The 11576-nt window shown below is 48.8% G+C and carries 7 protein-coding genes and 1 pseudogene; all 8 read right to left on the reverse strand.

Annotated features, from left to right (window positions below):
* Positions 1-308 precede the first annotated feature (308 nt).
* The gene (locus GSF01_RS28200; protein ID WP_159888596.1) at positions 309-1190 is read right to left on the reverse strand and encodes an aminoglycoside 6-adenylyltransferase; all 882 of its coding nucleotides are present in this window, start codon (positions 1188-1190) and stop codon (positions 309-311) included.
* Between the two features lie 144 nt (positions 1191-1334).
* Positions 1335-1883: a GNAT family N-acetyltransferase gene (locus tag GSF01_RS28205; protein WP_159888597.1), complete on the reverse strand. Its 549-nt coding sequence runs from the start codon at positions 1881-1883 to the stop codon at positions 1335-1337.
* Positions 1873-2079 (reverse strand): annotated as a pseudogene (locus tag GSF01_RS28210) (nitronate monooxygenase); the annotation flags it as partial. The pseudogene GSF01_RS28210 and the gene GSF01_RS28205, both read right to left, overlap by 11 nt.
* A 258-nt stretch (positions 2080-2337) precedes the next feature.
* Entirely contained in the window at positions 2338-3084 is a 747-nt protein-coding gene (locus tag GSF01_RS28215) for a cohesin domain-containing protein (RefSeq protein WP_159888598.1), read from the reverse strand.
* A 40-nt stretch (positions 3085-3124) separates the two neighbouring features.
* On the reverse strand, positions 3125-3748 hold the full coding sequence (locus GSF01_RS28220) for a fibronectin type III domain-containing protein (RefSeq protein WP_201305504.1): 624 nt from the start codon (positions 3746-3748) through the stop codon (positions 3125-3127).
* A gap of 58 nt (positions 3749-3806) precedes the next feature.
* A complete protein-coding gene (locus GSF01_RS28225; protein WP_159888600.1) occupies positions 3807-7190 on the reverse strand; it encodes a LamG-like jellyroll fold domain-containing protein in 3384 nt (1127 codons plus the stop codon).
* A 117-nt stretch (positions 7191-7307) separates the two neighbouring features.
* Positions 7308-9359 carry an S-layer homology domain-containing protein gene (locus tag GSF01_RS28230; protein ID WP_159888601.1) on the reverse strand — a complete coding sequence of 684 codons (2052 nt, stop codon included), beginning with the start codon at positions 9357-9359 and terminating at the stop codon, positions 7308-7310.
* Between the two features lie 153 nt (positions 9360-9512).
* Positions 9513-11570 carry a methyl-accepting chemotaxis protein gene (locus tag GSF01_RS28235; protein WP_159888602.1) on the reverse strand — a complete coding sequence of 686 codons (2058 nt, stop codon included), beginning with the start codon at positions 11568-11570 and terminating at the stop codon, positions 9513-9515.
* Positions 11571-11576 lie beyond the last annotated feature (6 nt).

Consider the following 11576-nt stretch of genomic DNA (forward strand, 5'->3'; position numbering starts at 1 on the left):
CGTCCGGACCATTCCTTTCGACGCTGCTCTTTGTTCGACATGGGGCAACCTCCTGTTTGATTGGGTTGCCCTTATCTTCTCATGATTGGCCGTGAGGTAGAAGGTGGGTTGGGTTTGACGCTTACCTATGATCACTAAACCGAGCCACCCCAATCATTTTATTCCCAAATTTTTATATACAGGATTATTTTGGGGCACTTTTAAAAAATCGCTGCCCTTTTAATCTAACGAAGCTGCCGATCATCGCGGCAGCTTCGTTATCGGTTGTGTTTGTTGTGCTAGTGTTTCCTCTCAATAACCGTGTGATTTTAATATATTTTTTTTGCATCGACAGGTAATTCTCTTACATGCATAAGATATTCCGTCATATTTTTATCATCATCAGTTGGATAAATATACAAAAACTTCTCTGCGACATCTTTAGCTAGAACCCGAAACAGCTCACAGGTTGTAAAAATTGAATCCCATACATTGTTATAGTTGCTGTCAGAATAGGTTCCTTTATACATCTCCCAATACGGTTCTGGAAGATACTTTTTATAGTACTTTCCAAATTTACCTATTGAAATCTGAAAGTTATGTTTTGTGCCAATCCACCAAGATACCATCTTATCGAGTGACACCCTGGTGGTCTGTTCAAACATTATCTTTAAATATGGTAATTCATCTCGCTTGATTCCTTTTGCAACATTTTGCAAACACCACCAAAAATTATTAGTGCAACTGATGAAATCCCCTTCTGTTGGACTTTTCACACGGTAATCAATATCTGTTGGAGCAGAAATTCGTGGTAACCAGTCATCTTTATCTAACAATGGAACTGTAAGTCTATCTATTCCATATTCAGCAATCATAGCTTCTTTTGTTTGAAGGCGAAGGTCAATACGATTTCCATCTCTAAAGAGCATTAAATATCCGTAAGAGCGGTCGAAATCCATTTTTATTCCGATACCTTGGTCTAACTTATCGGGTTCTTGAACCATAATTAAGTCTCCAAAAATGTTAATCCATTTTTCATCCTTCAGAAATGTGGCTGTCTCTGTTACAACGTAAACAATATCGTAGTCCTGATAAATATCTTTTAGAACATTGTAATTCGTTCTTGAACCATTCATATAGACTGCTCGAATTCGTTCATCTTTCTTGGCTACACCTAATATCAACTCAAACATTTCTTTATCGCTTCTCATTGCACTTCAGCCCTCCATTTAGCTAAAACATAAATAAGAACAAGTCGTTTACACTCTATGATTAGGATAACACGTTTCAATATAAAGGTAACATTTCCAAAATATACTCCAAGTTATTTTAAGTGCACTATCGTCTTCTTTTGTTCAAAGAATGGTCTTCTCCCAAGTTTCTTTATCCAAAAACATTTCCCAGTTATTCCACGTTATGCCCTGACTTGAAGTGTAAACATTCTCTGTTATTTTCACTTTCCTAAAGCCAACACGTTCATAGCAACGAATGGCTGCTCTATTTATGTCATATACATTTAATCTAATTTTTTTAAGATCGAATTGTGTAAATCCAATTTCTACAGCTTTTCTTAGTGCAATTGTTCCAATTCCAGAACCTCTGATATTTGAATCTCCGATAATAAATCGACCAAATACAGCTTCGTTATTAATTGAATCGAAACGGCAAAATTGCAAAGAACCAATCGTTTCATTGCTAGTTGTTTCGGTAATTTTGTAGATAAATACATCTGATGCAGATGTATTTATACCTTTATGATAGTGGGATTGCATTTGATCAACTGACAAAGGGAATGTATATGTCAATCCTGCCCACTGAACCATAAAATCTTTATCATAACAATTTATCCATCTTACGATTGTAACAAAGTCAGATTCTTGTAAATACTTTAACTCAATATTCATGATTACCCCCAACGTCAAAAAAATAATTTAACCTAGCATCTATCCCTGATAATTCCAATTGTATAGCTTCATCAACTGTTGTAGCAATACCAATTACGAATGTTCCACGTTGCTTCATGCATTGAATAACATCGAATGAAGGTATACCAGACGTGAAACTAAAAAAAGGGACGCTGTCTTCTAGCACTACCTGTACCTGCTCTTCAAACGATTCTGATTATTTTAGAAGTGATGTGTTTTGCGGAATGCCAAGTTTTTTGCGGTAGAAGTTAAGGTAATTTCTGAGTATCTGTGAGAACGATATTCTTAGCAGATTGCTTAACTACCCGTTGCCTTGGCTGTCGCTGTTTTTGCTGACAGCCATCACATGTTGAACTCATGCAAATGAAAATAAGGTACAGCCTCCCCAAGCTTATTTGGAGTGGCTGTACCTTTTCTGAACATTTCGGAGTCGTTAATTCAGTATGCGTCGCGCCAGTGAAGCCAGGTCCATAATATCCAGCATGCCGTCATGGTTAAAGTCATACAACCGTATCGACTGCCACTGGGCTGCGCTGCTCGTTGCATGGTAGTTCTCTGAAAGCATAACCAGGTCGTCGATGACGGCCGACTGGTTGGCTGCAGCGTTGAACGCCGCCAGAGCTTGTGTGAGTGCGCTGCTTGCCTGATCTACTTGAGACTGAGTAGCATCAATTTGACCATACACCGTATTCGCTATGGCAAGAGCAGCGTTAAGCGCATCGATCGCGCTTTGCGGGTAGTAGCCGAAGCGTGGCGCTGCGGGATCCAACACCTTGGCGCCCTTAAGCGCCGAATCCGCCTCGCCGATCCTTGCCGACAACTCGAACTTGTTCACCGTCTCCGTCGAAGCTACGATATTCATCGTATGTCCGCTGCCGCTGCTCACCTCCCGCTCGTTGCCGTACTGGTCGCTCAGCCAAATATCGCTCACGTGCACATGGGTTGTGGCCGTTTGATCTAATGCCTGGAAGGTCAGCACAAGCAGATCTAACGTACCGGTGACCGGAGACACCGTGCCTGTGCTTGCCTCAAGCAGTCTGATGGTTCCTGGAGCTTGCGCGCTTCCCACCACGACGAAGTCGTTCAGCAGGGAGCTTGCGCCTACGTATTGAAGCGCAGACGGATCGTAGTGAATCGTCATGGACTTCGCATACACGCTGCCGCCGGTTACATGTGACAATCCATAAGTCAGCTGGAACGATTCTCCCGTCTGCAGGCTGCTAGATCCGTTTAAGTAATAGGAAACGGTCCCTTCTGCGTTCGTCGTAGCCGCTACGGCACCCGACTTGGCCGATTCCCCCCGCTGCGTTCACCGCGCTGACCTTATAATAATACGTCGTGGCTGCGTTAAGCCCCGTATCGGAATATGTCGTTCCGGCTATCCCTGCTGCGTTCAGCTTCACATATTCCCCGTTTGGGGAATCCGAACGATATACATGGTAGCCAAGCGCGCCATTCACAGGGTCCCAGCTAATCTCGATGCTGCCTGCGCTGTTTGCAGTCACGATCACATTGTCCGGGGCCGTCGGAGTACCGGCAAGTTCCTCGACGACCACGTTCATGCTCACGTTCTTGTACTGAGGGTTCAGCTCCTCCTCCGGGGTCATGCTGAACACAATGCCGCCATCTGCGGTAAAGTGTACCGGCTTGACGCGGGCATGCCTGCCCGGATCGCCCAAGCCGCCGTTCCCCGATCCCTCCCTCTCGCCGGGGGTTCTCGCATGGTAGATGATTACCGGATTTCCGAATTCATCTACGGTAAAGGAGTTGTGGCCGGGCCCCTGCTGATTGACCAGATCGTCAGTGGCCAGCACCGGGTAGGTGTTCTTCGTCCAATTCCGCAAATCAAGTAGATAACCTACGACATTCCGATCCTCGTGTCTTTCCCAGCCAAACACTGCCTTAAAGAATAATTAACTTGGCGATTTCAACCAAATCTTCGGTATCAATGCGGCCGTCCTTATTCATATCCAAAATCTTATACGCTGCCCAATTGGCCGATTCGGAAGTCAGCCCATATGCAGCCGCCGCCATGGAAAGATCGCCAATGCTAATTTTACCGTCATGATTTCCGTCGCCGGCCAGCGGCACCGGACCGGCTGGAGTCACGATCACGCTGCAAATTTCAGTGATATGTCCATCCGCAGCTGTTGCCGTGATCACTGCGCTACCTCCCGAAACGGCCGTAATGGTTACGCTGGTCGTTCCCGTTTGCGCATCGTAAACCGGGCTCGAAAGAGTAACGTTCGCGTTATCGGAGGCGAAGGTAACCGTTTGGTTTGTCGCGTTGCCCGGTGTAAGGGCGGCAACTAACGTCTCGGTCTGGCCAATCGCTAATGTCGATTGGGTCTTATTCAACGTCAAGCCCTCTACGGGGACCGTACCGTTGTATTCATTGGCGATTTCCGTCCCGCTCAGCGCGCGGTTATACACCTTTACGTTATCGAAATAGCCTTTAAAGTACGCGTCTCCCGAGTAAAAGGATTTCCCTAAGTAGGCCAGCAAATCTTTCCCTAAGTACGAGACAGGCACTCTTACATGGTTGTTTTGAGCAAATAATACTCCGTCCTTGTACATGGTCATCGAAGTCGGAGTCATTACGATCTTGACGTTCACCCATTTGTTCACAAGTGAAGGCGTTGCCGCTTGGGCCGATTCTTCAAAGGAATAGGAGCCCATTGTAATCGCGTTTCTGATTTGCGTATCCGTCGTTTTCAGGAACATATACTTGGTATTGCTTTTCCCGATCCCGAAGGTGAAGAAATTTCCGGTTACCGTTACCGGCTTGATGTCCATGGAGATCGTCATCGTATCTCTGCCGTCAAAGAAGCCTTGCGGGAAGGAGGCAAACGTATTGCTCGTTCCATCCAGATACAGCACCTGGGAATTTTTCTCCGGATCGGTCACATATCGGGCATTGCCGTGCAAAGCACCCGTGTAGTTGTTGCCGGAAGCATCTTTGATTTGACCGTTCACTGCCGTCTCTTCAAAATGGTAGGATAGAATCGGCTGCTGCACCGGCTGCTCATCCGGCTTAACCGGCACATCGCCCCACTTGGCCATGACCGCATCATACTCTTCCTGTGTAATGCCGATCAGCCCGCCGTGTCTCTTCTTGTTCACGCCAAACCAATAGGTCGAAGCGTCCGGTATATGATAGGTCGATGGGGCGGATAAATCATTCGTTAGCACCGGAAGATATCCTCTTCCTGTCGCATACTGATCCGCTATGATGGCGAATTCATTCCTGTCGTTAAACTTAAAAATCTCCGGACCTTCTACATCCGCACCCGTCTTTCCTACGACCTGAAGCGTTCCGATTAAATCCCAGGCGCTATGAAGCAGCTGATTGCTTCCTTCAATCGTGATCTGTCCGTCCGCAGAAGCTCGGTAATACTTATATTTGCTGTTGTCTACTTTAAGAATGGTGGTGTCAATAATATCCTGAGGCCGGTCGATAAACAAAACAGGCTCCGTAAAGGTGTAAAAATCTCTTGTTTTCGAATAGTAAATGTTCGGGGATTCAAACCCGCTGCCGTCCGCTTTTTTCGGATTTGCGGCCCAGAAGACGATATATTCGCCGGTCTTCTCGTCATAGATAGCTTCCGGCGCCCAAGTGAAGCCCGAATCCGGAAGACCGATCGGCGCCAATCTTGGACTAGACCAATTCACCAAATCGGTAGACTCCCAAATCACGATGTTCTTGCTGCCGGAATTTATCGCCGCTCCCCAGCCTTTGCCGCTGGCAATTCTCAGGTCGGTAGCGATGATGTAATATTTATCGCCTTCGGGAGAACGAATAATAAAATGGTCGCGGACGCCTTTTTCGCCTATGTCCGAAGTTAATACGGGATTCAGGTCATTGATGTCCTGCCAGTTCAGACCGTCTTTGCTTGTAGCGAAGTAAGTCTGCTCGCCCGTGGCGCTTTCTCCTGTAAAGTAGACGAATAAATAAGCTTTCAAATCCGCCGGCGTTATGGCCTTCGGTTTCGCTTTGACGGTTACCGGGAACGTTCTTTGGAGGCTTTGCCCGTTATAGGTAAGGGTTGCCGTCAGGTTCACCTGCGTGTCGGCTGACTGCCTGGTCACTAGGCCCGGCGGAGTAGGGTCATAGCCTGGATTGGTCTTGCCCGCCGTATCAATAACGTTCGGCTTGTCGCTGGACCAGGCAATTGTCGCGCCGGCCTCGCTCGTCAAGGGCAAGGTGAGATGGCCAAGAATCGCACTCGCGTCGCGAATGGCAAGCTTGGACGCTTCGTTCTGCAAAAACACAGTTGTGGCCGAATTATTGCTTTTCACAGTGACGGTATAGGTTTTCGTATCCGTTACCGCTCCCTTCGTAATCGTTGCCGTAAGCGTCGCCGTCTGATCGGAAGCGCCTGCCGTGATCACGCCGGTATGGGTGATTACGCTCGCATCGCTTGTACTCCACGTTATCGTGCTGCCGAACCCGCCGGCCGCAGGCAAGGAGAGATTGCTGATTACCGCGCTTGTGTCGCCGAGGCTCAAAGCTTCCTTATCTTGTGCGACGATGGCGGCATCGCTGCCGCTAACCAATAACTGAATCTCCGACGCGCTTAAGGCGCGGTTATACATTCTAAAGTCAGAAATTTTACCCTTAAAATATTGATCGACCGGATAGGCCGGTTTGCCGATATAGTTGGCGATGGTTGCTTCCATCTGGGCCGGGGTATACGCAACATTCGTATTTTGAGCTACCTGAACGCCGTCCACATACAAGGTTCCCGTACTCCCGGATTGCGAGTAGGCCAAGTGCTTCCATACCCCCTTAGGAAATGCGGAGGATACCGTTGTTCTCTGCTCATTCGTATACCGGGTTGTTGTTAGAATCGCTCTATACTCATTGGCATTCAATAGAAAACCGAAGTAGTGCGCATTGGCATCCGAGCCCGGATTGGTCGAGGAGCCAAATGTAAACACCCACGAAGGATTCACATTCGTATGTTCAACGTAAACGTAAGTCGTTACAGTCACACTGTTCAGGCCCGCGAGAATCGAGTTCGGCAGCTGGACAAACCCGTTCGTTCCATTCAGGCTAAGGGCTCCGGAGCCATTCGGACCGTTCTCCCAGGAATAGCCGCCGTTCAAAACTCCGTTGCGGCCGTTACCCGACGAGTCGATTGCCGTTGTCCCGTCTCCCTCTGCAAACCGATACCACAGCATCAGCCCATGGTCAGCGGCAGAAGCTTTGCTTTCGGAAGCTACGCCAAGCATTCCCGTCAGTAAAGCAAACACCAGCGCCAACGAAAGCATCTTCTTGGTCATTGCTTTTATCCTCCTTACACTCATTCGTTACATGTATGCAGAGCATCGAAGAAAGAAACGGACGCTGCGCGTAACGCTCCGTTTCTTCATCAACAAGCTCGCTTCAAGCTTGGGAACTTAGTTTATGCCGAAAATTCGGTATAACACCGCTGCGGCCTGCGCTCTTGTGGATGAGCCTTGAGGAGCAAAGACGCCTTCGCCGATTCCGTTCACGATACCCGCCTGCTGCATGGCGGCCACGGCTTCCGATGCATAGCCGGCAATGCTCGCTTGATCTGCAAAGCGGCTTTCCGTAGAGGCCGGCTTCAATTCGATGCCTAACGCTTTAGCGGCTCTGTACATCATAACCGCCATATCCTGACGTGTAATGTTGTCGTTCACGCCAAACGCGCCGTTCTCTTTACCTTCGATGATGCCCAGCTTTTGCGCTGCCGCGACCTGGGCATAGTACCAGGCGCCTTCCTGAACGTCGGATAGGGAACTGGCTGCCGAAGCATCCGCGAGGTCGAACAGATTGACGAGCATCGTAATAAACTGAGCGCGAGTCACCTCGCCATTCGGATCGAATTGACCGTCTCCAACTCCGTTAACCGCATGTCTTGCGGCCAATGCTTCCACCGCTTCTCTTGCCCATTCCGCTTCGGACATATCGCTAAAGGCTACGTTGACGTGGGCTGCGAAATATTTGCCGGTATGATCGGGATTGAAGCTCACTTTGCCTGTTGCCGGATCGTACTTGGCATTTTTGACCACCTCGAGCTGCCCGTCGCCGGAAACCGAATAAATCACAACTTTACTTGGACTTTCCCCAGGCTTAAGCGTGTAAGGAATTTCTACCGCTACTTCCTTGCCCTTAAATGGGCTAAGATCCTTCCCGTCGAGCTTTAATTCCAAATCGTATACGACCGTATTGGCACCGATTCGTTCTCTTGCTTCTGCAGGCAGTGTGGACAGATCCGCTTGGGATACGGACAACTGCACGGATGAAGAAGTAGCAGCAGACTTTTGTTGAAGGAAGTTCAGGTCCAAAGTGACGGTTGCCAATGCGTTTTCAATTCCGATCCAATGAACCTTTTTCGTTTTCGCGTATCGAATTTGCTCCATAGGAAGGTCTACGCCGACTTTCTTCGTGCCGGCCTCAGATTGAACCGCTATACTTACGCGATTTCCGCCCGCTTGATCGATAACGCCTTGAAGCTCAGCGGAATCCACCTTCACTTGCGCAGTTCCGTTAGCGTCTGAAGTCGCTTTAACCTCAAGCTTGGAACCGGTGGACGGCTTTGGTTTTGTGCCGTTATTAGTCCCGCCTGTGTTAGTATTCCCGGTGCCATTCCCATTCCCATTGCCATTGCCATTGCCGCTTTCGGAACCGCTGTCGCTACCGCCGCCATCTCCGTTGCCATCCCCGCTGCCCTGAATCACATATTGGAAAGAAGCAACCTGACTTTTTTCACCGTTTTTAATGGCAATTGCCTTAATCGTCAAACTGGAGGATACCGTAATGGCCCCGGTGTATTTCGTGCTTGCTGGATCCGGTTCATTGCCGTTGATCGTGTAGTAAATCTCGGCCCCCGGCGTTGCCGTGCTCAGCGTAACCGATTGGGCCTGACTGTACTGCCCTGGAGCCGGCGTCGCAACCGGGGCCTGCACGACCTCCGTCTGTCCCGCGCTGATAACAACTTGGGATTGGAAATTTGGCATATAGTCCGTCCATATGTTCGCTTGCTCCATCTTAATGTTGGAAAGCGTCAAGGTATCTGCACCGCTAGCCTTGGCTGTGAGCTTTACTTTACCGAGAATCACCGTCCCATGATCGGGTGTCGTATTGCTAAACTTCGCATGGACGGCTCTGAGGTGCCCTTCGCTCAGCAATTCCGGATTGACGTTGAAATTAAAGCCCCTAAGCGCCGAGCTGTACTGAACGCCATGCTGCCCGCTTGTTTCCCACAGCTGCGGATCATACAACAGATTAAGCTCGAACGCACTCATGCCGTCCATATGCTCCGCCTTGATTTCGACTTCAATCTCTTCGCCGACCGCCGGATTCGGGTTGGATACGCTCAATGAAAAAGCGGGCCCGTCCTCCGCCAATATGGCAGACGGCCATAAGGAGCACAACATAAGTATCATTAATCCGATCGCCAACATTTTTTGTTTCAATGCATTCAACTTCCTTTCCTCTTCTTAGTAGGGCTTCCAATCCTTTAGTAGGTGTGGATTTTAATAACATTATAACGCTTACATTTTGATTTAAAATAGAATTATGTGTTCGTTTGTTGTGTTATTTTATTTTCCAAAAACGATGGATTTATCTCTATAAACTCAAATATTAAAGCGTTTTATATTCAAGTCCAACTGCTCGGATACGTCCTTCATCCTCGAAGAAAGCTCCTCAAGCTTCTTTCCGACGGTATACTGAGCCGAGCATACAGATGCCACCTGCTGCGTTGAAGCCGATGATTGTTCAGATACGGCGGATACCTCCTGCATGGCCCGATTCAGCATGATTTGAGTGTCATCCAGATGAGCCAGGGAAGTCCCGACAGCCGCAGATCGGGCAATCAGCTGATCCATTTGCTTCTGAATGGACAAAAACAACTCATGAACGACATCCACTTCGTGCTTCATATCCTGAAAAAAAGGAAGCGCCTTGGAAAAGGAGCTTACGGCCTCCCCCACCTCGGTTTGAATTCCGTGCGTCAGCTCCCGGATACTGACAATGGACGCGCCGGATTGCTCGGCTAATTGACGAATTTCATCGGAGATCACTTTAAAGCCTGCGCCTGCAAGTCCGGCTCTAGTCGCCTCTATGGATGCGTTAAATGAAAGGATTTTGGTCTTGTTTGCCATCTCCGTCATTACTTTCAGAAAGAGATGTACGGATTGCGCAGTGGCATGAAGTCCGTTTACTCGATCGGCAACGCTTTTCAGGCCTTCCTCCGTATATTCCGTTTTCCGAATTAATTCATGAACGGATGCTCCTCCGCGTCGACAAACCGAATCGACCTCTTGGGCGGAGCTTGACATCTTGCCCTGCAGCTCAAGTACTTGGGCCAGGCTGGTCCCCATTTGCTCCATCCGAGACATGCCTTGTTCCGCGTTGCTTGCCAGATCGACGGCGCCTTGAGCGATTTGGTCAGCCGCAGCATGGATCTCTTTGGCCGACAGCGCCGTTTCTTGCGCTACCGCTGCCATCTCGTGACTGGAACTCGTCACTTCATTAACGGTCTGACTTGTCTCCGCGATCAGCTGGCCTATTTGTTCCATCATCCTGTTATAAGCAAGAGCCACTTGTCCGATCTCATCCTTGTTCTTAATAAAGGACAGCCTCCCCTTCAAATGACCCGTTTCCGCCTGCTTCATCAGCTCAAGCATTTGTGAAAGCGGCCTTCCGACCATCATGACGATCCACAGCCCAATAAAAAGCGCAATCCCTATATTTATCGAGATAAACCAATAGGTGGTTTGCTTGATTTGCTTAACCGAGCCCGTCAGCTCCTCTAACGGCGCGATGCCTACAAATAACCAATCACTAATCGCCGAATGACGATAAGCGATTAATTGCTGCCGCCCTTCTGTGCCGTCATGAAGTATACTTCCCGAGCCTTCTAGGTCCGTATGGAAGCTCCAGTCCACCTTAGCGTTTGAACCGCTGCCTGCGATCAGCCGGTTCGTTCGGGTGATGATCAACGTCTCCGCCCCTTGACTTAGCTTGAAGGCATCAACCATGGTTTGCAAAACATCAGCCTGAATTTGGACTAGCAAGATAAAGTCGTTGGAGCCGATATTGCTTTTCCCCAGCAATCTGGCATAGGCAAAATGCGGCTTGGGGGCATTGCCCAAGTACCCGTTCTGTTCGATGGGCAGCCATACCGGCTTTCCATCCGCACTCCGAACCGCTTGAGCCCACTGGGATTCCGCGAGCCCGGGATCCACCCCTTCGCGCTCCGTGCTGATGACGGGAATCGAATCCTCCACCGGAATCAGCGTAATATCCCGGATGCTTGCTTCGGACATCGCCAGTTGATCGAGCAGCCCTCTGATCTCATGGGAACGCCGCTGCAGCTCGTCCGCGCCGATGCCCGCATTCGTGATCTGAAACAAATTTTTCGTAAAGTCGCTGTTACTTATGAGCTGGTTGGATAGATCCAAATAGAAGCTTTGCTTCATGTCCAGCTTTTCGCCGGCCAGCTTAATCGTATTCTGCGAGCTTTCCTTCATCTGATGGATAATGGCGCGATTCGCAATATAGGAGGAAAACAGCCCAAGTCCGGCTAAGGATGCTCCCAAGAAACAAAAAAAGATAAGAAACAGCTTCGTACCAATGGACCGACTGGGCATTCGAAATAGCATGCGCATTAAACTTTTATAATCCCCCAAAGCCAT

It is taken from the genome of Paenibacillus puerhi, assembly GCF_009846885.1.
In the GTDB taxonomy this organism is placed as follows: Bacteria; Bacillota; Bacilli; order Paenibacillales; family NBRC-103111; genus Paenibacillus_G; species Paenibacillus_G puerhi.

Coding starts and splice junctions, on each gene's coding strand:
- GSF01_RS28200 (WP_159888596.1), bottom strand. CDS start 1,190: ATGAGAAGCGATAAAGAAATGTTTGAGTTGATATTAGGTGTAGCCAAG.
- GSF01_RS28205 (WP_159888597.1), bottom strand. CDS start 1,883: ATGAATATTGAGTTAAAGTATTTACAAGAATCTGACTTTGTTACAATC.
- GSF01_RS28225 (WP_159888600.1), bottom strand. CDS start 7,190: ATGACCAAGAAGATGCTTTCGTTGGCGCTGGTGTTTGCTTTACTGACG.